Source organism: Reyranella sp., assembly GCF_050185545.1.
Lineage (GTDB): Bacteria > Pseudomonadota > Alphaproteobacteria > Reyranellales > Reyranellaceae > Reyranella.
Map to the genome: position 1 here is coordinate 1 of NZ_JBFWZI010000072.1, position 20,218 is coordinate 20,218.

At 67.1% G+C, this 20,218-nt stretch carries 20 protein-coding genes; 10 read left to right on the forward strand and 10 right to left on the reverse strand.

Annotated elements, in window-relative coordinates:
• Positions 1-21 precede the first annotated feature (21 nt).
• The 4 genes from AB7O82_RS19460 (at position 22) to AB7O82_RS19475 (ending at position 3,075) form a co-directional block, all read left to right on the forward strand.
• Positions 22-504 (forward strand): PaaI family thioesterase, encoded by a 483-nt coding sequence (locus AB7O82_RS19460; protein WP_428547903.1) that lies wholly within the window; start codon positions 22-24, stop codon positions 502-504.
• A 185-nt stretch (positions 505-689) separates the two neighbouring features.
• Entirely contained in the window at positions 690-1,364 is a 675-nt protein-coding gene (locus AB7O82_RS19465; RefSeq protein WP_428547906.1) for an aspartate/glutamate racemase family protein, read from the forward strand.
• Between the two features lie 157 nt (positions 1,365-1,521).
• Positions 1,522-1,656: a hypothetical protein gene (locus tag AB7O82_RS19470; RefSeq protein ID WP_428547909.1), complete on the forward strand. Its 135-nt coding sequence runs from the start codon at positions 1,522-1,524 to the stop codon at positions 1,654-1,656.
• Between the two features lie 351 nt (positions 1,657-2,007).
• Positions 2,008-3,075, forward strand: a complete 1,068-nt coding sequence (locus AB7O82_RS19475; protein WP_428547912.1) for a hypothetical protein — start codon at positions 2,008-2,010, stop codon at positions 3,073-3,075.
• Here AB7O82_RS19475 and AB7O82_RS19480 read toward each other — a convergent pair.
• Positions 3,050-4,267: a hypothetical protein gene (locus AB7O82_RS19480; RefSeq protein ID WP_428547915.1), complete on the reverse strand. Its 1,218-nt coding sequence runs from the start codon at positions 4,265-4,267 to the stop codon at positions 3,050-3,052. The genes AB7O82_RS19475 and AB7O82_RS19480 overlap by 26 nt on opposite strands.
• 208 nt (positions 4,268-4,475) lie before the next feature.
• Between AB7O82_RS19480 and AB7O82_RS19485 the strand changes: the two genes are divergently transcribed.
• Positions 4,476-6,059, forward strand: a complete 1,584-nt coding sequence (locus AB7O82_RS19485; protein ID WP_428547918.1) for a hypothetical protein — start codon at positions 4,476-4,478, stop codon at positions 6,057-6,059.
• 83 nt (positions 6,060-6,142) lie between these two features.
• Here the strand turns inward: AB7O82_RS19485 and AB7O82_RS19490 are convergent, their stop codons facing one another.
• Together AB7O82_RS19490 and AB7O82_RS19495 are read right to left on the reverse strand one after the other, a co-directional pair.
• Positions 6,143-6,652 (reverse strand): DinB family protein, encoded by a 510-nt coding sequence (locus tag AB7O82_RS19490; RefSeq protein WP_428547921.1) that lies wholly within the window; start codon positions 6,650-6,652, stop codon positions 6,143-6,145.
• 30 nt (positions 6,653-6,682) lie between these two features.
• Entirely contained in the window at positions 6,683-7,528 is an 846-nt protein-coding gene (locus AB7O82_RS19495) for a hypothetical protein (protein ID WP_428547924.1), read from the reverse strand.
• Positions 7,529-7,733: 205 nt separating this feature from the next.
• On the opposite strand from AB7O82_RS19495, the gene AB7O82_RS19500 reads away from it, so the two are divergent.
• Positions 7,734-9,512, forward strand: coding sequence for a glycosyltransferase (locus tag AB7O82_RS19500; protein ID WP_428547927.1), 1,779 nt, complete (start codon positions 7,734-7,736; stop codon positions 9,510-9,512).
• A gap of 150 nt (positions 9,513-9,662) precedes the next feature.
• On the opposite strand, the gene AB7O82_RS19505 is transcribed toward AB7O82_RS19500, so the two are convergent.
• Positions 9,663-10,226 carry a GNAT family N-acetyltransferase gene (locus AB7O82_RS19505; protein WP_428547930.1) on the reverse strand — a complete coding sequence of 188 codons (564 nt, stop codon included), beginning with the start codon at positions 10,224-10,226 and terminating at the stop codon, positions 9,663-9,665.
• A gap of 27 nt (positions 10,227-10,253) precedes the next feature.
• Here AB7O82_RS19505 and AB7O82_RS19510 point away from each other — a divergent pair, with 27 nt between their 5' ends.
• The gene (locus AB7O82_RS19510; protein ID WP_428547933.1) at positions 10,254-11,327 is read left to right on the forward strand and encodes an ATP-dependent 6-phosphofructokinase; all 1,074 of its coding nucleotides are present in this window, start codon (positions 10,254-10,256) and stop codon (positions 11,325-11,327) included.
• Between the two features lie 41 nt (positions 11,328-11,368).
• Here AB7O82_RS19510 and prmB read toward each other — a convergent pair whose 3' ends face one another.
• Positions 11,369-12,298, reverse strand: a complete 930-nt coding sequence (gene prmB, locus AB7O82_RS19515; protein ID WP_428547936.1) for a 50S ribosomal protein L3 N(5)-glutamine methyltransferase — start codon at positions 12,296-12,298, stop codon at positions 11,369-11,371.
• Positions 12,299-12,379: 81 nt separating this feature from the next.
• Here prmB and AB7O82_RS19520 point away from each other — a divergent pair, with 81 nt between their 5' ends.
• A complete protein-coding gene (locus AB7O82_RS19520; RefSeq protein WP_428547938.1) occupies positions 12,380-13,531 on the forward strand; it encodes a CaiB/BaiF CoA transferase family protein in 1,152 nt (383 codons plus the stop codon).
• Here the strand turns inward: AB7O82_RS19520 and AB7O82_RS19525 are convergent.
• The 4 genes from AB7O82_RS19525 to AB7O82_RS19540 all read right to left on the reverse strand — a co-directional run bounded on the left by AB7O82_RS19525 (position 13,528) and on the right by AB7O82_RS19540 (position 17,577).
• A complete protein-coding gene (locus tag AB7O82_RS19525) occupies positions 13,528-13,890 on the reverse strand; it encodes a hypothetical protein (RefSeq protein WP_428547941.1) in 363 nt (120 codons plus the stop codon). The two genes, AB7O82_RS19520 and AB7O82_RS19525, sit on opposite strands and share 4 nt — an antisense overlap.
• Before the next feature lie 163 nt (positions 13,891-14,053).
• Complete coding sequence (locus AB7O82_RS19530; RefSeq protein WP_428547944.1) at positions 14,054-14,353, reverse strand: hypothetical protein; 300 nt, start codon at positions 14,351-14,353, stop codon at positions 14,054-14,056.
• 158 nt (positions 14,354-14,511) lie between these two features.
• A complete protein-coding gene (locus AB7O82_RS19535) occupies positions 14,512-15,861 on the reverse strand; it encodes a tetratricopeptide repeat protein (protein WP_428547946.1) in 1,350 nt (449 codons plus the stop codon).
• Between the two features lie 192 nt (positions 15,862-16,053).
• The gene (locus AB7O82_RS19540) at positions 16,054-17,577 is read right to left on the reverse strand and encodes an amidase (RefSeq protein ID WP_428547949.1); all 1,524 of its coding nucleotides are present in this window, start codon (positions 17,575-17,577) and stop codon (positions 16,054-16,056) included.
• A 183-nt stretch (positions 17,578-17,760) separates the two neighbouring features.
• Here AB7O82_RS19540 and AB7O82_RS19545 point away from each other — a divergent pair, with 183 nt between their 5' ends.
• Together AB7O82_RS19545 and AB7O82_RS19550 are read left to right on the forward strand one after the other, a co-directional pair.
• On the forward strand, positions 17,761-18,921 hold the full coding sequence (locus AB7O82_RS19545) for a thiolase family protein (RefSeq protein WP_428547952.1): 1,161 nt from the start codon (positions 17,761-17,763) through the stop codon (positions 18,919-18,921).
• A complete protein-coding gene (locus AB7O82_RS19550; protein WP_428619964.1) occupies positions 18,918-19,346 on the forward strand; it encodes a Zn-ribbon domain-containing OB-fold protein in 429 nt (142 codons plus the stop codon). The genes AB7O82_RS19545 and AB7O82_RS19550 overlap by 4 nt, the downstream gene beginning before the upstream one ends.
• A gap of 224 nt (positions 19,347-19,570) precedes the next feature.
• On the opposite strand, the gene alkB is transcribed toward AB7O82_RS19550, so the two are convergent.
• Positions 19,571-20,206, reverse strand: coding sequence for a DNA oxidative demethylase AlkB (gene alkB, locus AB7O82_RS19555; protein WP_428550069.1), 636 nt, complete (start codon positions 20,204-20,206; stop codon positions 19,571-19,573).
• Positions 20,207-20,218: the final 12 nt, after the last annotated feature.

Sequence of the window (20,218 nt, forward strand, 5' to 3'; positions counted from 1 at the left end):
CGATGTGTGGAGGATGACCTGATGACAAGCCGTCGCAGCGGCCGGACCTACGGCACGGTCAGCGCCGAGAGGCAGAAGGAGATGTCGGGCCTGGAATTCGTGCAGGGCCTGATTGATGGAACACTGCCGCTCAACACGATCGCCGAGACCCTGGGCTACGACATCGTCGAAGCGGAGGATGGACGAGTCGTCATCACCGCAGAGCCGAGGAGCACGCATCTCAATCCGGCCGGCACCGTGCATGGTGGTCTCGCGGCGACCTTGCTCGACAGTTGCATGGGGCTCGCGGTCCGATCGACCTTGCCCAAGGGCATGGGCTCGACGACGCTCGAGATCAAGATATCGTTCGTCCGACCGATCACGCCCGAGACAGGGCTGATCCGGGCCGAGGGCGTGGTGATCAGCCGCGGTCGAAGGGTCGGGACGGCGGAAGGGAGGATAACCGACGGCCGGGGACGCCTGCTGGTGCACGGCACGACGACCTGCCTGAACTTCGACGCGTGATGCAAGAGACCTCGTCTGTCGTGCGAACGAAGTAGGGACCTCATCGCCATCTCCGACGAGCGTGCTCTGAGCTTCTGTCGATGAGATCCTTCGCTCCGCTCAGGGGGCAGTCATGACCGCGCAGCGGATGGCGATTGCCAAGCGCAAGCGGCGCTGCAATCGTCGCGGACCGACGAGGTCTGCCCATGCCGCGCATCGCCCTGATCCATGCCACGCCGGCCGCGGTCGGCCCGATCGTCGACGAATTCGCGGCGGCATGGCCGGCAGCCGAGCTTGTCAATGTCCTCGACGATTCACTCAGCAGGGATCGCGCCCGCGACGGCCGGCTGACAACGGCAATGGAACGGCGTTTCGATATCCTGGCGGATTACGCCCTGTCGTTCGGCGCCGACGCCGTCCTGTTCACCTGCTCGGCCTTCGGCCCGGCGATCGAGCGCGTGGCGTCGAGGCTCGCCGTACCGGTTCTCAAGCCCAACGAGGCGATGTTCGCCGAGGCTCTGACCAGTGGCCGCCGGATCGGCATGCTGGCTACCTTCGCGCCGTCGATCCCCAGCATGGAGGAGGAGTTCCAGGCCGACGCCGCCAGGGTCGGAGCGACGGTCGAGCTGCAGAGCCTCCTCGTGCCTGGCGCGCTCGACGCCCTGAACGCCGGTCGACCCGACGAGCATGCCCGGCGCATCGTCGAGGCCGGGCGGGCCCTCGCTGGATGCGACGCGATCATGCTCGCCCAGTTCTCGATGGCCCCTGTAGCCGAGTCGCTGCGCCGAGCTGTGGAGCATCCCGTCCTCACCAGCCCCGGTTCGGCGGTGGCGAAGCTCAGGGCCCGGCTGCAGAGGCCCGCCCGATCCGCTGCCGACTGATCCCGGCGCACGCGCCCTGCAATTTTCTCGGGCGCCGGTCTTTTCCACAGACCTTGGCCGATGGGTGTGGCCGGCTGGGGACCAGTGTGGCATTCTTGCAACAACTAACGTCTAAGAAGGGCTCGAAGCCCTGAATGGGATGCGTACGGAGGGGAAAATGAGACGATCCGGTTGGTCGTCGGACCTGTGGCCGCTGTTGCGGGCTGTCGCCGCGGGTGCGGTGCTCCTGCTGACTGTCGGTGCCGTCATCAGCTTCGGCTCGGCTGCGCTTGAGCTTGTGGCGATGCGCTGAGGTCGGCGTCAGAGAACCAGGCGAAAATCGATCCGCGCTTGCGGCCGGTGTCGAGGCGCTTTAAGGGAGCGGCGTTCAAAGGGCGCAGGCGTGAGCATCATGGTGTGCGCCCGCCAACCATGCGCTGCTCGTCATTGGAAACTTCGAATCAGGGCGCGGCCGATGCCGCGCCCTTCGTGTGCCGGATCGACGAACGGCTCGGCGCAGTGGTGAGTGGTCCACGGGTCTCTGCGGTGCCCGGCCGGGCCGCAGTGCCGAAAACGGTAGAGGGCGAACTAAGCGGATATCGCCCTAGGCGCGACGGCGTTCATCCTCGATACTGGGCGACACAATAATCGGGGAAACGAAGGCATGGCTCTCAAAATCATGATCATGGGCGCGTCCTACGGTTCGCTGCTCGCCTCGAAGATCCTGTTCGGTGGACATTCCGTGCACCTGATCTGCCTGCCGGCGGAAGCCGACCTGATCAACGCCGAGGGTTTCCGCGTGCGCATGCCGATCCGTGGCCGCAAGGAACCGGTGGAAATCGATTCGCGCAAGCTTCCCGGCAAGGTGACGGCTGGCGGGACGACCAGCGCCAACCCGGCCGACTACGACCTCATCGGTCTCGCCATGCAGGAGCCGCAGTACCGTTCGCCGGGCGTGCGCGAGCTGCTCGACGCGGTCGCGAAGTCGCGCGTGCCCTGCATGTCGATCATGAACATGCCGCCGCTGCCTTACGTGAAGCGCATCCCCGGTCTCGATGGCCGCCTGCTGGAGCCCGCCTACACCGATCCCCGGGTGTGGGACAGCTTCGATCCCGAGACCCTGACCCTGTGCAGCCCCGACCCGCAGGCGATCCGTCCGCCGGACGAGAAGGTCAACGTGCTGCAGGTCACCTTGCCGACCAACTTCAAGGTGGCGCGCCTCAAGGACGAGAAGGCGACGGCAATGCTCCGGGCGCTCGAGAAGGAGATCGACTCGGTGCGCTTCGAGGTGGCCGATGGGCGGATCGAGTTGCCGGTCAAGCTGCGCGTCTACGACTCGATTTTCGTGCCCCTCGCCAAGTGGGCGATGCTGCTTGCCGGCAACTATCGCTGCATCACGGCTGACGGCATGCGCACCGCCCAGGAGGCAGTGCACAGCGACATCGCGACGTCGCGTTCGGTCTACAATTTCGTCGTCGATCTTTGCGTCAAGCTGGGCGCGAGTCCGGGCGACCTGGTGCCGTTCGAGAAGTATGCAGAGGCGGCGCAGAGCCTGGTGCGCCCGGCTTCGGCGGCGCGCGCCCTCAACAATGGGCTGCCCTACATCGAGCGCGCCGACAAGCTGGTGCAGCTCATTGCCCGGCAGAAGGGGATGAGCCATCCGGTCATCGACGCCGGCGTGGCCCTGGTCGACGCGAGGCTCGAGGCTAACCGCAAGAAGGCAGCGGCGTGAGGCGTGAGCGCAGGCCTGGATCGTCCCAGCCCTTCGGCAGGAGCGCGCCAAGGGCCTCGAGCAGGGCAGGATCATCGGTCGGGATGTCGAGATGACAGCCGGCGCGACCCGCGCTGTGCGGATCGCGCAGCCAGTCCTGCGGGAACAGCGCGACCCGCTGCGGTAGCGCGGGCAATGGTGCGGCAACAGGCTCGCCCGACAGGGCAGCATGCAGGGCGACGCCGAGGTCGGTGCCGACCAGTTTGCCGAGATGGGCGACCGGCGTCGGCCGCGCATTGAATTCCAGGAACGTCAGGCCGCCATCGGGGCGCCTGATGAAATCCAGGCCGCAGAAGCCGTTGTAGCCCAGCGCGGCGATCAGCCGCCGCGCCAGGTCGTCCATCGCGGGGTCGCCATGCAGGCGCACGCGCGTGCTGGGTCCCGTGGGCCGCGGATGGAATTCCTCGACATCGGCGGAAATGCCGGCCAGCCACTTTCCGTCGAGGGCGACGGCGGTATGGAAGGCGGGTGCGCCCGGTATGGCGGCCTGGATGGTGATGCCCGGATCGCCGCCGATTCCAAGGCTGCGAAGCCATTGCCGCCCGCGCCTCAGGGTGCCCTCCGCCGACCATGGGGACATGTCCGTTCTGGTGAGTTGGGCGAACTGGACGGCAAGCGCGGCGCGATCACCGCACTGCCGTACGCCGTTGCCGCCCGCTGTGTTGTCGCGCTTGAGATACACCGGCCAACCCATCCGTTCGGCGACACGCAGCGCCTCGTCGAGTGAGCGGACCGCGGCGTGCTCGGGGCAGGTGAGACCGGCATCGGCGGCGATTGCCGTCATCGCATCTCGACCCAGCAGGCTTGGCCTCGACGGCAACGAGCGCAGCAGCATCGACCTGACGCCAGGGGAGGTCGGCGCCGATCGCGACGTTGCCATGAAGGCCAACAGGCGCACCGACTTTTCATCGCCAGGCACGATGAAGTCCGGGGCAAAGGCCTCGATCGCCAGCCAGCCTGGTCGTTCGAGGGCGTGCGGCGTGCCCTCGGGCGCCAGCGGGAAGAGCCGGTCCACGCCGCGCGATTGGGCGGCAAAGATGCCCGGCGGGGCGAGCAGGCCGACCTCGAACCCGGCACGCCCGAGGCAGCACGGCAGGCGCGCCGACCCGTACCAGTTGTCGAGCGCGACGATCAGCAGGCGAAGCCTGGCCATCTGCATTTTTTGTTGCCGCTCTCCAAGCGCGCCGCAAGGCGACACGGTCTTCCCATTGGCCATTGAGCGCAAGAACCCTGTCGAAAGTCTTACCCTCGGCGGGGCGGCGGGTCACGATTGCAGTAACGCGAGTCCGCGATTGGCCCCCAACCTTCGTCGACGGGACCGGGTGAATCCCTGCTACAACGGACGCGCGGGGGAATTCGGAATGAGTCGCATCTTTTGGCAGACGCTTGCGGCGCTGCTGTGTTCCTTGCCTGTGCAGGCGCAACCCGCCGCGCCGATGGCGTGGGCGTTCGTGCTGTTCGGCGAAGGGACGGATGGTCGGCCGGTGCCGATGGTCCGCAGCGTCGAGGAAGGCGGGACGGCCTGTCCTGCCCTGCGCGATGCGGGTGGTGCGGCGCTGGCGACGCTCAGCCCGCGCAGACGCCCGGTGGGCGGGCATTTCGATCAGGTGATGGTGTGCGAGGCGCTCTATCCGGTGGGCCGGCCGGCCAACGTGCAGTTCGCCAGCCGGCGCGTCGATCTGCCGGCGGTCTCGCTCGGCACGCCCCGGCGCGTCGTCATGCTGGGCGACTCGGGGTGCGAGGGGGCGGCCGGCATCTGGCCGCAGCTCTGCATCGGCAACGGCTATGACAGGATGTGGCCGTTCGGCACGATCTCGTCGGAAGGTGCAACGGACGGGCCCGATCTCATCGTCCATCTCGGCGACTACAACTATCGCGGCACGCCGCACTTCGTCGTGTTCCCGACTGGCGCCACCGGCTACGCGCACGATCTCAGGGTGGGCGTGTTCGACACCGGCGATCTCGACGACGAGGACGTGGCGCCGCGCTATCCGATCGGACCGGGCTACTGGAGCCAAAACATGCAGGGCAGCCCGTTGCCCGACAAGTGGCCGAACTGGCGCGATGACTTCTTCATCCCGTCGAGCCGGCTGCTGGTCGCCGCGCCGTGGCTGCTGACCCGCGGCAATCATGAGCTGTGCAGCCGGGCGGGGCCGGGCTGGTTCTACATGCTCGACGCCGCCTCGCCGCTGCTCGGGCCCGGCCGCACCCAGTCCGCGTGCCCGCCGCAAACCCCATCCGACTGGATACCCGGCGCCTGGCCGCCGCCGCCCGTTCTGCCGTTCGAAGGCCGTTCCTTTCCGACGGCGCCGCATGCCCCGTTTCGCGTGCAGCTCGGCGAGCTCGACGTCGTTGTCATCGACTCCTCCGATGCCGGCGACGCCGTCTTGTATGCTCTCGAGCACTATGTCGGGGTCTACCGCGCGGTCGCCGGGCTGCTCGCGCAAAGCAGGAGGCCGACCTGGCTGGTCACGCATCGGCCGATCTGGGGCGTGGTCAAGAAGGTAAAGGGCTCACCGGCCGGCGACGCTCCCTATGGCTTCATCAACCTGACGCAGCAGACGGCGATCGCCACGGTGTTCCGCGACGGCCTGCCGGGCCATGTCAAAGGAGTTTTCTCCGGCCACATGCATCGCTTCCAGGCGGTCGGATTCGCCGGCAATCGACCGCCGCAGCTGTCGGTCGGCACGGGCGGTACCGATCTGGCACGGGTCATTCCCGAGCCACCTCCAGCGGCGCCGAGGCAGCCGATCCGCGTGCCCGATCTCGACGGGTTCGACGGTCACGTCGTCGGCTTGAGCGAGTTCGGCGCGCTGGTTGTCACCCCTGGTGACGACGGCGCCTGGACCGGCATTTTTCGCGGCATCGACAACCGGCCTCTGGCGACCTGCGATTCGCGGTGGACCGCCGAGGCCGGTGACCGCTCGGTATGCGCTCTCGAATGACTCATGAATGGACCGCGAGCGTCCCGCCCGCTCGAATTCATGAACCATGGGGCGGGACGCCCGCGGTCCAGAAGAGCCTGGCCTCAGCCCTCACCCTTGTCGGCGAGGCGCTGGAAGTAGAGCAAGTCGAGCTCGGGTGCGGTCTGGCCCAGGCTGGTCAGGATCGTGTGCGCCTGGCCGCGGTGATGGGTCTGGTGGTTGAACCAATGGTCGAGCGCAGGCATCAGCGGCTGCACGAACTCCTCGGGCGTCGAGACACGTCGATATCGAATGACGCCGGCGAGGGCTTCCTCGTCGAGGCTGTCGATCCAGGCAACGATCCGTCGATCCTCGGCTTGGCGCGCTGCGGCAAGATCGGGCAGGCGCTCGTGCAGGATCGTGTCGAGACGCTCCGGCGCTTCGCCCGCGCCGGTAAATCGCTTCATCCAGATCCGATCGGTTGCCAGAAGGTGGTTCAGCGTGCCGTGCATCGACTTGAAGAAGGCGCCCTGGTCGGCGCGATACTCGGTATCGCTCAGCAGCGCGGCGGCGTCGTAAAGACGGCGATTGGCCCATTGATTGTACCGGGCGGAGGTCGCGTAGTGGCTCTTCATGCCGGCATTGTGCGTTAGCCCGCGTCGGCTTCAAGATTGATTGAATCGTTCAACCATTTCTGCATGCATCGGCGAACGGCTGATCGTCTCCGCTTCGCCTGCCGACTCGAGGGTGTCCATCCAGTCGGCGCGCGCTTCGCTCAGCAGCAAAGCGATCTCGGCCAGCGACTCGAGGTTGCGTCGCTCCCCGTCGGTCGGCGGCGGCCTTTCGTCGGCGCGTCTTCTTCTGAAGAGACGGAGGGCAGGGATTACACTGACATAGTCTTCGCCCCGCTCGATCAGCGAACGCTCGGCATGCGCCACGGCGTCGGCGAGCTTGCGGGCGTTCTGTTCCTGCCGACGCATGTCGGCGGTCTTGTGCTGCATGTCGGCCGTCAGACGCTGCACCTCGGCCGCCATGCGCTGCAAGTCCTGGTTCAGCCGCAGCACCGATTCCGAGCAGTCTCGCAGTTCCGACCACGCGCTGGCCGCGGCGGCAACTGCCTGGTCACGGCGCATCTCGGCGCGCCGTCCCTGCAACTCCGCGGCGGCCACACGCGCGAGCAAGGTGGTCGCGTCGAGATTGGCCGAGTTCCGTGCGATCACTGCTGGTCGCGCGTAAACCAGGCACGGACGAGGTCCCGCGATGGCAGCGACGAGGTGCGCCTGCTTCTGTACGGTCGATGACGCTTTCCTGTCATCGAAGCCGTCGGCCGGAAAGGCGGCGACATAGTCGCTCGCGAGTTCGACCTCACGGTGAAGCGCGTCCATGTCGAGGACGCCCAGCGGTGTCACGGGAACTTCATTCACGCGGATCATGGCGCGCGCCGATTCGTTTGCATTGATCGCGCTCGTGATTCCGGCAGCACGAAGCGTTGCGACGAACGCTTGTGCCATCGATGTGGAGCCTGCTACGGATGGTTGGGAGCGACGCAAATCCGCGACCAGCCAACTGGGCAGAACTGCGGAACTCATTTGCACATCGTCCCTACGCACGCCTACGATTGCATTTCCTCGAACCGCGCAACGATTACGCCTGTCGGCAGCATTTGGCAACCTCTGCACTACTCGAAGCTGCCGGGCACACTATCGGGAAAGTACAATGCGCATTCTGATGGTCACCAATGTCTATTCGCCGCAAGTTATCGGCGGCGCGGAGATCATCGTGCGCCGGCATGCACGCTGCCTTGCCGAGCTCGGCCATGATGTCGCCATCATTGCGGGCTGGCTTCCCGGGTTTGCGGGCCAGGAGCAGGAGCTCGACGTCGTCGACGGGCTGCGTGTCTATCGCTTTCCGTTCCGGACGTGGGAGCAGAGTGAAGATTTCTGGATTCCGGCAATCGAGGGCTTCGTGGATGCGGTCGTCGCACAGGAGTGTCCCGATCTGGTGCATGCCCACAATCTTCGCGGGCTCGGCGTCAACCTCATCGCCGCTGTCAGACGTCGTGGCTTGCCGGTTTTCGTGACGCTGCACGATCATTGGTTCCATTGTCATTGGGCGACGCGGCTGCGCTCGGACGGCACGCAGTGCACGGATCCTCGCGCGTGCGATCTCGGTTGCTGTCCCGGCGTCGTGGCCGACGGGGTTCCCGACAAGCGACTGCCGGTTCGCCTGCGACGCGACACACTGCTGCGTGCCCTCGACGGCGCGCACTGCCTGATCGCCCCGAGCGAATCGCTCGGCCGGGCCTACGAGCAGGCGGGCATCGTGCCTCGGCGACTCAGGATTGTTTCGAACGGCATGGATCTCGATGCGCTGCCACCGATGCCGGTGCGCCGGGCGAGCGCTTCGGACGGCGTGGTGCGCTTCGCGCTCGCCGCTTCTCTCGCCGAGCACAAGGGAATCCACGACCTGATCGAGGCCACGGCGCTGCTTCACGGCGATCCGGCGCTTCGCGGTCGCTGGCAGCTCACCGTCGCCGGCACGGGACAGCTGCAAGGCGACCTCGAGGCGGCGATCGCCAGCGGAAGACTCGGCGAAGGCGTGAATTATGTAGGGCAGCTCGATCGCGCCGACGTGCATTCCCTTATGGCTGCCTCGGACGTCGTCGTCTTGACCTCGCGCTGGCCGGAGAACGAGCCGGTCGTGCTGCTCGAAGGGGCGGCGGTGGGAGCCGCGCTCATCGCCACCGACGTCGGCGGCTGCCCCGAGATGATCCATCCCGGGCGCTCGGGCGAGCTCGTGCCGCCGCGCGACCCCATGGCGCTTGCCGGCGCCATGGCGGCATACGTTCGGGCCCCGGCACTGGCCGCCCTCCACGGGAGCTGGAACGCCGATCACCGCGATCGTCTCGACGAGGCGTACACGATCGCGATCCTGCTCGAGCAGTATGCGATGGCGATCAAGACGCCGGCACCCGTCGCGAAGCGGCCGCCAATGGTCGTGTGTGGAGGATTGCCGACGCCGGGGACCGTTTCGCTCGTCAGCCGGTTCCATCTCGTCGAGCCGGAAGGTTTTCGCCTGCGGTTGCTCTGGCAGGGTTGGACACACCCCGAGGACTGGCAGGAAGCGGCTTTCTATTGGGATTGGGGCGGCCGGCCGGAAATGCGGGAACGAGCCCTGCTGGCCGGCCTTCCGGTGCTGGCGGCGGAGGACGGCACGCGCGCACCGGGCGTAGTCCCCTATCGTTCCCTGCTCGAGGTGGCTGCCGCCCTGGTCGACTGGCCGCGCGATCGCTCGCTGCTGTCGTCCCTTCGGCGGCCGAACGAGGCGCGCCTGCGCGAGTTCTGGCGCGACGCCGGACCGGCACCAGCGGCGTTGCAGGATATCCCTCTGGAAAGCGCCGCAATCGGCGACGACCTGGCGAGGCGCGCCGAGGCGCTGGCGCGGCAGCATCCCGTGTTCGCCACCGCGCTGGCGCAAATGGAATCCTCGCTCTGAGGCGTGAGCGCACGGCCGCATTTTGTCGTCCTGAGCGTAGCGAAGGACCTCATCGCCATTTGCCACAAGTGTGCTTTGAAGCCTCTGGCGATGAGATCCTCGCTGCGCTCAGGATGACGGAAAATTCGGCGTGCCTTTCGCCTGAACTGCTCACCGTGACACACGCTCCTCGCCGGCAATCAGGCCGTAGAGCATGACGTTGTGCCACTTGCCGCCGACCAGCCAGCGATCGCGGATCGGGCCACCTTCCAGACGGAATCCAAGGCGCCTGGCCAACGCGGCCGACGCCTTGTTCTCCTCGCGGATCAGCGCCTCGACCTTGTGGACGCCGAGATCGTCGATCAGATGGCGCAGCAATGCCTGGCCCGCCTCCGTCATATAACCCTTGCCCTGCATCTCCGGCAGGATCAGCCAGCCGACATCGACACGCTTCTCGCGCAGCTCGCGACGATGATAGTTGATCATGCCGACCAGGCGACGACTCTTGATCTCCTCGACGGCCCACAGCACGTAGTTGCGCGGGCGATAGCCGAGGTGCCAGCTCATCATCTTCCGCGTTCGTTGGGCACTGGGGCTGGGATCGGTGCCCCAGTAGCGCAGGTTCTCGGCGTCGCCGTAGAGTAGGTGCAGGGCCTTGGCGTCGCTGGCGCGGAACGGCCGCACGCGCAATCTCCTGGTGACGAAAGTCGGATGCTTCTTCGGAGCGCTGGCCATCGGCTACACTAGTCACGGAGGGCATGCATGACCAAGCGAATCGGCATCCTGACCAGTGGCGGCGATTGCGCCGGGCTGAACGCGACGATCCGGGCCGTCGCCTTGCGCGCCCATCACGGTCACGGCTGGACGACGGTGGGAATTCACTACGGCACGCTCGGCCTGCTCGAACGCCCAGTCGAAGCCGAGGTGCTCGACGTCGACCGGCTCGACGCGGCGCTGGCGCGTCAGGGCGGCACCTTTCTCGGCAGCACCAATCGCGGCGACCCGTTCGCCTTTCCCATGCCCGACGGCAGTCGGAAGGATCGCTCGGGCGAGATGGTCGAAGGGTTGCACTTGCTCGGCCTCGAGGGCCTGATCGGCGTCGGCGGCGACGGCAGCCTCGACATCCTGCGCCGCCTGTTGGCGCCGTCCGGCGTGCCATTGGTCGGCATCCCCAAGACGATCGACAACGACGTTGCCAATACCGAGCGTGCCATCGGCTATCCGACCGCAGTCGCCGTCGCGACCGAAGCGCTGGATCGCCTGCAGCCTACCGGTGCCAGCCACGAGCGCGTCATGGTGCTGGAGGTGATGGGACGCGACGCCGGCCACATCGCCATCGCCGCCGCCATTGCCGGCGGCGCCGACGTGGTGCTGATCCCGGAAGTACGCTGGCATATCGAGCGGGTGGTCGCGCACATCGCCGCCCTGCGCGCCGCTGGCCGCAGCTCGGCGCTGGTCGTCGTGGCCGAGGCGGCGGGTCAATCCGACGAGGCGGCCGACGCCGCGAGCGATGCACCCAAGCACGGCGTCGGCGAGTGGCTGGCCCGCCGCTTGAGTCAGGCAACCGGGGCCGAGGCGCGCGCCACCGTGCTGGGGCATGTCCAGCGCGGCGCGATGCCGACGGCCGAGGATCGACTGCTTGCCGCGGCGCTGGGCGTGCGCGCGGTCGACCTGCTGGCCGAGGGCAAGGCCGATCGCATGGTGGCGTGGTGGAATCGCCAGGTCATCGACGTGCCCTTGGCAAAGGTGGTCGGCCGCTCCCGCACGGTCGATCGCGACGGCACCCTGATCCGGACCGCGCGCGCCCTCGGCATCTGCCTGGGCGATGCGCGGTGAGTCTTCTCTTCCGGACCGCGGGCGTCTCGCCCGCCTCATGATCAAGAGCGGGCGAGACGCCCGCGGTCCGGAGGAGCTCTGCCTCTCAAATCCGTCCCCGTGATCCAGAACACCTCGCCTTCGCTGTGCTCGGTGTCGAGCCACAGGAACGGCAGGCGCGGGAAGGCGGCTTCGAGGGCGGGCCGGCCGCGGCCGACCTCGCACAGCAGCGCGCCGTGCCGCGCGAGGTGGCGGGGCGCTTCGGCAAGGATGCGGCGTACGAGATCGAGCCCGTCGGCGCCGGCGGCCAGCGCCAGCCGCGGCTCGTGGAGGTATTCAGGTGGCAGCCGCGCCATGCCCCGCGCGTCGACATAGGGCGGGTTGCTGATGATCAGGTCGTAGCGCCGGTTGCCGAGCGGTGCGAACAGATCGCCGCGATGGAGCGTGATGCGATCGTCGAACCGATGGCTCGCCACGTTGCGCCGCGCCAGCGCGAGGGCGCCGGCCGACAGATCCGTGGCGTCGATCTCGGCCCGCGGGAAAGTGAGCGCGGCCAGAACGGCAAGGCAGCCCGAGCCGGTGCACAGGTCGAGGACGCGCTTGATGCGGCGGGGATCGCCGATCGGCAGGACGCCGTCGGCCAGCATGTCGCCGATGAAGGAACGCGGAACGAGCGCACGCCGGTCGCTGAGGAAGCGCACGCCATGCATGTAGGCGGCGCCGACGAGATAGGGCGCGGGCAGGCGCAGGCCGATACGCGCGTCGATCAGCGTCAACAGTCGAGCGCGTTCTGCTGCCGTCGGCCTGAGATCGAGGTAGGGATCGAGCCGGTCGATCGGCAGCTTCAGCCCTTCGAGCAGCAGAAACGCCGCCTCGTCCCGGGCATTGGTCGTGCCATGGCCGTAGGCCAGCCGGGCGGCCTGAAAGCGGTGGACGGCGAAGCGAAAGATTTCACCCAGGGTGTCGAGAGAAGGTTTGTTGGCGGCGGGCATGGCCGCCTACAGTAGCCGACATGACCAACCCTGCCTTCCCCCTTGCGGCCTCCTCGCAACGCCGACAGAGGGGCTTCTAGGATGGCCGGCCCTCTCGACGGCTTGGTCGTTCTCGACCTGACGACACATCTGTCGGGCCCGTTCTGCGGCATGCAGCTTGCCGATCTCGGCGCCGACGTGATCAAGATCGAGAGCCCGCAAGGTGATTCGATGCGCGGCGCTCCGCCGTTCATCGAGGGCGAGTCGGCACCCTTCATGCTGTGGAACCGCAACAAGCGCGGCATCCGGCTCGACCTCAAGGATGCCGGCGACCTCGAAACCTTCTGGCACCTGGTCGACGGCGCGGACGTGGTGCTGGAGAACTTTCGTCCAGGCGTCATGAAACGGCTCGGTCTCGGCTGGGAGGCGCTGTGCGCCCGCAACGAGCGGCTGGTCCTGGGTTCGATCTCGGGTTTCGGCCAGACGGGTCCCTATGCCGGGCGCGGCGGCTTCGACCTGATGATTCAGGCGATGTCGGGCCTGATGTCGGTGACCGGACCAAAGGACGGCCCGCCGTACCGCATCCCGCTCGCCATCTCCGATGTCGGTGCCGGGCTCTACCTCACTGTGGGCATCCTGGCCGCGCTGCAGGCGCGCCAGGCGACGGGCAAGGGCCAGTGGGTCGAGACATCGCTGCTCGAGGCCACCGTGTCGCTCGGCGTCTACGAGGCGGCCAACTATTTCGCCAACGGCAAGCGGCCCGAGAAGCTCGGCCAGGCGCATCGCGGTTCGTCGCCCTACCAGGTCTTCCAGACGTCCGATGGGTGGCTCACCATCGGCGGTGCGCAGCAGAATTTCTTCCGCAAGCTCTGCGCCTTGATCGGCAAGCCCGAGCTGGCCGACGATCCGCGCTTCAGGACCAACGCCGAGCGGGTGAAGAACAACGATCTGATCGTCGGCCTGCTGCAGGCCGAGGTGCTGAAGCGCAGCACAGAGGAGTGGATGGCCGCGCTCGAGGCCGAAGGCATTCCGGCCGGTCCGGTGCTGCATCACGACGAGGTGTTTGCCGATCCGCAGATCCTGGCGCGCGGCATGGTAGCCGAGGTCGCTCATGCCAAGGCGGGCCGGCAAAAAACCCTCGGCGTGCCGATCAAGATGTCGGCGACGCAAGGCACGGTGCGCCGCGCCGCGCCGACGCTCGGCCAGCACGACGACGAGATCAAGCGCAAGAAGCCCAGGGGAAATCGCGACTAGTAGCGATTGCGCCGCTGGTACTTGTCGGGGACGCCGTCACCGTTGGCGTCGCGGTCGTACCTGTCGGGAATGCCGTCGCGGTCGCGATCGCGCACGCGGCGCGGCGGCGAGGAGACCGGAACCGGCACATAGCGCGTCTGGGTCACCACCCTTGGCGGCGAAGAATAGTAGCTGGGCTGACTGTAGTAGCTCGGCTGACTGTAATACGTCGGTTGGCTGTAGTAGGCAGGCTGGCTGTAGTAGCCCGAATTGCCGTAACCATAGCCACCGTAAGAACTCGTCGGATAGCCGTTGGTCTCGACGCAGCCGGTCGCCGCCAAGGCCATCGCCACAATGCCGAGCCCTTTGACACTAACCATCGCCGTGCCCTCCTCGGAGCTGCCTCTCGGGGGTGCTCCTTCAAGGCTGTACGTATTCAACGATGGCCGCCGGGAGGCGTGCCCGTGATTTTTTGGGGGCACAAGAAAACCGGCCCCCGATCGGGTCGGGGGCCGGTTCGAAAAAGCAAAGAACGCCTGCTCTCTAGCGCTGGTAGCGGTCCGGAACGCCGTCACCGTTGGCGTCCCGGTCGTACCGGTTCGGGACGCCGTCGCGGTCATAGTCGCCGTACGGGCCGCGACGCGGCGTGCTGTTGTAGGCGTAGCGGCTGTTGCTGTAGTAGCGGCCACCGCTGTAGTAGCCGCTGCCTGTGTTGTAGTAGCCGCTGCCTGTGTTGTAGTAGCCGCTGTTGTAGGCCGTGCTCGGATAGCCATATTGCTCGGTGCAGGCGGCCGTCGTCGCGACGATCAGGCCGGCCGCGATCAGCCATTTGATACTGCGCATCGCCACCTCCAAAGGACGCCCGAATCGGGGCTGGTCATGCAACGACATACGCGGCGACAAGTGCCGCCGTGCCCGGCGATTTTCAGGTTTTGCCAAGCCCGGCCGGCGAGCAACCACTCGCCGTCCCATTCGTTAGGGCGCCCCGTGGCGCGGTATCTCTAAAGCGCGTAGCGCGCCGCCGCTGCGGCGTAGCCGATCCGCCGGTTGGGCGCCACGGGATGGCGGCCGGCGACCCGCTCGAGCATCAGGCGCACGTCGTCCTCACGGTCGGCAATCAAGGCCGAATCGAGAAAGAGCTGCTCCAGGACGTCCTGCTGGGCGTGACTGCCGCCGAGCAGGAACATGTCGCCGATGATCGGCCGCATCAGCTGGAGCGCTTCGCTGTGCCGGCCCTGACGATGGGCCAGCACGGCCTCGCACAACGGCAAAGCCACCCGGCCGACCAGGCGCTCGACGGGGCCGTTGCCGCGCGAGAAGGCGCGCATCGCCTCGATCATGCGCCCGGCCGCTTCGGTTCGGCCGGTGGCGGCGAGCGCCATCATCCAATGCGGCAGCGTGAAGGCAGACAGGCAATCGCCGATCCGCGCCTCGGCCTTGTCGGCAAGCTCGACCCAGCGATCGCCGACGGCGACGCCCTGGCGCTCGAGGCGGAACAGCATCGACGCGGCGTTCTGGACGTCGATGTACATGTCGGGCAGCGCCAGGGTGAGCGGCGAGCCGAGATCGCGAAAGCCGTGGTCGTAGAGCGACAGCACCTCGGCGAACTCGCGGCGCTCGAGATGGAACATCGCGCGATGCCAGAGCAGGTGATGCTTCAGGTTGTTGGCGCCTCCCCAATTCGGCTCCAGGCGCTTCAGCCAGTCGATGCCTTCGCTGCGCCGTCCCTGCATCTCCAGGATGTGGGCGACGGCGTGGGCAGCCCACAGGTCGCCCGGATCGATTTCGATCGCCATGCGGCCAGCGTCCTCGGCGAGGACGTAGTTGCCGGCCTCCTCGTGGGCGAAGCAGCGGCACGCCAGCACCATCCCCCAACCCGGCAGCTCGGGACTCCAATGGGGGAAGACGCGTTCGACCTCGGCCTGCATGGTGGCCGGCCTGCCGAGCCAGAAGGCGTTGAAATGGTGCAGGCGGAACGCCATCACGTCGTGCGGGTGCTCGGCGATGATGTTCTCCCAGACGTCCAGCATGCGCTCGAGATCGCCGTCGATCCAGCGCGCCAGCGCCTCGATGTGGGCGGCCTCGCGCGTGGTCGTGCGCTTGGCATGCTTGCGGGCATCGGCCAGTGCCTCGGCGGCAGCCGGCAGGTTGGCCTTGTTGTAGCTCAGCATGTTGAAGTAGCCGCGCAGCACGTGACCCAACGCGAAGCCGGGATCGGCCTTCAGCGCCGCCGCAAGATGGCGCGCCGCGTCGGTGCGGTACTTGAGATAGGACTGTGTGGCCCGATCGAAGGCATCGACGGCCGTTCCCGAATCGGTCGAGAGGGTGAGGCCATGCAGGTCTTTGCGCATTTGCTGATGCTCCAGGTCGGTTTGCCTCCCTCGTCATCGGGGGAGGTGGCCCGTAGGGCCGCAAGGGGCAAGGCCGCAGTCGCAGTCATTCCGACTCCAACGTCAGGAAGCACCCGATCTCGACTGCGGCCTTCCCCCTCCGCCCCCTTGCGGGGGCACTTCCCCGTAAGACGGGGGAGGAGAACTATTTCGTCAAAGCGCCCCCGGCGCCGGACCCTTCGTCGGCTTGGCATTGAGCTTCGGTGGATGGGTGACGATCGACTTGAGATCGGGACGCGCCTTGCGCAGCTTGCCGAGATCGGGCTTCGGCCGGGCGAGGCCAGTGATGCGCGTGAACGCCTGTTCCATCGCATGCGCGGCGCCCAGCACCTCGCCGTCGCCACGGAAGCGGCCGATGACTTGCAGGCCGAACGGCATCCTGTTGTGATCGACGCCGCAGGGCAAGGAGACTGCCGGATTGGTCGCCAGCGAGATCACGTAGACCGACGCCATCCAGTGGTAGTAGTTGCGCAGCTTCTTGCCGTCCATTTCCTCGATGTAGAGCTGCTTCCACGGGAACGGGGAGAAGCCGACTGTGGGACCCAGCACGAGGTCGTAATCGCGGTAAAGCTCCTGGAACTTGCGGAAGATGCGGGTCTGCTCGGCGTGCCCCCAGGCGAAGTCGGCCAGGGTCATGTTGGCGCCGATTTCGTAGTTGGCGCGGATGTTCGGGCCGAGCAGGTCCTTGTTCTTCTCGTAGGTCTCGCGGTAGCGGGCGACGAAGTTCACGGCGCGGATGACGTCGAAGCAGCGATCGGTCTCGCCGAGATTCATGTCGACCTTGTCGAGCGAGCGGAACAGCGGCTTCATCGCCTTGATCTTCTCGCGCATCGTCGCGCGAATACCCTTCTCGACCGGCGCGTTGCCGAAATCCTCGGTCCACGCGACCCTGAGGCTGCCGAGATCGACCGGCCAGGGTTCGGCGAAGGCGTCGCCGTCGATCGGGAAGGAGAGCGGATCGGTGTCGTGCTGGCCGATCTGTGTGGCGTAGAGCAGGCAGGTGTCGGCCACCGTGCGACCCATAGGTCCCAGCACCGAGATCGGCGTCCAGCCCATGGCGCGGCGTTCGACCGCGACCATGCCGGGCGACGGCCGAAATCCTACGATGCCGCAGTACGCGGCGGGATTGCGCAGCGAGCCGCCGGTGTCCGAGCCGGTGCAGACCGGCAGCATGTCGGTTGCGAGCGCCGCCGCCGAGCCACCCGACGAGCCGCCGGCATTGAGCGTCGGATTGAACGGATTGCCGGTGGCGCCCCACACCGGGTTGCGGCTGTTCGAGCCGGCGCCGAACTCGGGCACGTTGGTCTTGCCGACCACGACGGCGCCCGCGGCGCGGACGCGGCCGACCATGACATTGTCCCAGGTCGGAACGAAGTCTCGATAGAGCGGCGAGCCGTAGGTCGTAAGGAGGTCCTTTGTCTCCTCGAGATCCTTGATGCCCGTCGGCAGTCCGTGCAGCAGCGGCAGGTCCTCGCCGCGTCGCACTGCGACTTCGGCAGCCTTGGCCTCGTGGCGTGCCCGCTTGACCGACATGGCAGTGACGGCGTTGACCGCCGGGTTCACGGTCTCGATGCGGGCCAGGCAGGCGTCGAGCAATTCGACCGGCGAAATTTCCTTGGTGCCGATGCGGCGCCGCAGCTCGACGGCAGACAGCTCGACCAGTTCTTCTTTCGACATTGATCCCCCTCGGTTGGCGCAGAGCTTAGCCCTTCCGGTTTCTGCGGGGGAAGGGCACGATGCACTTCGTGGACCGCGGGCGTCTCGCCCGCTCATGAATGGAACCGCGGGCATTCCGCCTGCTCATGCTCATGAATCATGAGCGGGCGGGACGCCCGCGGTCCAGGAAGAGGAACGAAGACCATGACACACCCGCTTCGCGACAAGGCGGCGGTGAGCGGCATCGGCGAGACCGCATACACGCGCGGCACGCCCAAGAGCGGGCTCGCCCTGCAACTCGAGGCCAGCCTGGCAGCCATCCAGGACGCCGGACTGAGCCCGCGCGACATCGACGGTGTCGTGCCGTACTTCCCCGGCGGCGGCATCGCCGAGGACTTCGTCGCCAATCTCGGCCTGCCCGATCTCAAGCTGTCGGTCTTCGTGCCTATGGGGGGCGCCAGCTGCGTGGCGGCGATCCAGACTGCCGCCATGGCGGTGGCGACCGGCGTGTGCAAGCACGTGCTGATCTCGGTCGGCCGTACCGGCTATTCCGGTGCTCGCGTCAGCACCCGCCTGCAGCAATTTCCGCAGTTCGCGCTTGCCGCCGAGTTCGAGGCGCCGATCGGCATGTTCGCGCCGGCCCAGCTCTACGCCCAGGGTGCGCGGCGCCACATGGCGCTCTACGGCACGACGGTGCGGCACTTCGCCGAGGTCGCCGTGGTGACGCGCCAGCATGCGATCCTGAACGGCAACGTGGTGATGAACAAACCGCTCACCATCGAGGAGCATCATGCCTCGCGCATGATCGCCGATCCGTTCCGCCTGTTCGACTGCAGCCTGGAGAGCGACGGCGGTGCTGCCATCATCATCAGCGCCGCCGACCGCGCGCGCGATCTGAAGAAGCCGATGGTGACGGTGATGGGTATCGCCGAAGGCCATCCCGAATCGCCGGCGTCGATCGCCCAGCGGCCGGACCTGCTCGAGTTCGGCCTCGCCAAGGCGGCACCGCGCGCCTATGCCATGGCGGGCGTGGGGCCGAACGACATGGACCTCGCCGAGATCTACGACTGCTTCACCTTCACCGTGATCAACCAGCTCGAGCTGCTGGGCTTCTGCAAGAAGGGCGAGGGCGGGCCGTTCATAATGGATGGCCGGATCAAGGTCGGCGGCGAGCTTCCCATCAACACGCACGGCGGCCTCTTGAGCCAGGGCCATGTCGTCGGCCTCAATCACGTGATTGAGCTCACCCGCCAGCTGCGGCGCGATGCCGGCAAGGCGCAGGTCAAGGATGCCGAGCTGGGTCTGGTCACCGGCTATGGCGACATGGGCGACGGCTCGGTGGCGATTCTGCGGAGGGCGGCATGAGTACGGCAACGTCCATGATGCCAGCACCCGAGCGCCCCCTGCCGACGCCGACGCGCGAGAGCCAGCCCTACTGGGACGGCCTGCGCGAGGGCCGATTCATGCTTCAGCATTGCAGCGCCTGCGGCAAGGTCCGCCACTATCCGCGCCCGGTCTGCCCGCACTGCTTCTCGATGGAGAGCGCCTACAAGGAGATGCCGACCGGCGGCGCCATTCACAGCTGGACGGTATGTCACCATCCTTTCAACTTCTTCTTCAAGGCGACGGTGCCGTACATCGTGGCGCTGGTCGACATGGATGCCGGCGTTCGCGTCAATGCCCAGATCCGCGGCGTCGCCGAAGGCGACCTCGCGATCGGCAAGCGCGTGCGGCTTGCCTTCGAGCCGGTGACCAAGGAGGTGACGCTGCCTTGCTTCGTCGCCGAATAATTGCTGGACAAGACTGGGAGGGAACACGATGAGACGTTCGTCGCCGGCGCTCTGGCAACGCTGCTGAGCTTTGGCGCCGAGGCGCAAACCGACTGGCCGGTTCGGGGACACCGACAAGCGCCTCGATGTCACATTCGTCCGCCTCGTCCATCCAGACGCTTACCATGGGGGTAGCCGCCGGTGCTTGCACAAGGCCACGCCTATGGCCTTAGGGCCGAGTAGGACTACAGCGCCTTCCGGAACGTGAGATTGAGACGGCGGCGACCGGCCAGGGGGTGGTCGCCGTCCTTGAGCGCCAGCACGCCATGAAACACCAAGCGTGACGGGCCGCCCCACACCACGACATCGCCGTGCGTCAGCGACACTTTTAGCGGACGATCGCTGCGCTTCAGCCCACCGAACTGGAAGGTGGCCGGCAGGCCGAGCGACACGGAGACAACGGGATGGCGATAATCTTGCTCATCCTTGTCCTGGTGCAGCGACAGGCGGGCGCCCGGCTCGTAGCAATTGACCAGGCAGGCGTCGGGAACGAAGTCGGCGAAGCCCGCCTCCGCGGCAGCGTCATGGGCAAGGGCTGCGAACGCGGCGGGCATCTCCGGCCATGGCTCGCCCGTCGCTGGATCGCGCGGCGCGTAGCGATAGCCGGTGCGGTCGGTGACCCAGCCGACCCGGCCACAATTGGTCATCGCCACCGACATCTCGAAGCCGCCCGGCGTGACCATGCGGCGAAAGGGCGCGCGGCCGGCAATGGCGTCGATGGCGGCCAGCAGAGCCTCATCGACGCCAAGCGCGCGGCCACGCATCAGCACGGCTTGGTCGGCGAGCACCACGCGCTCCCGGGAATCGAACAGGTCCAGCATCGCGGCCTGAAT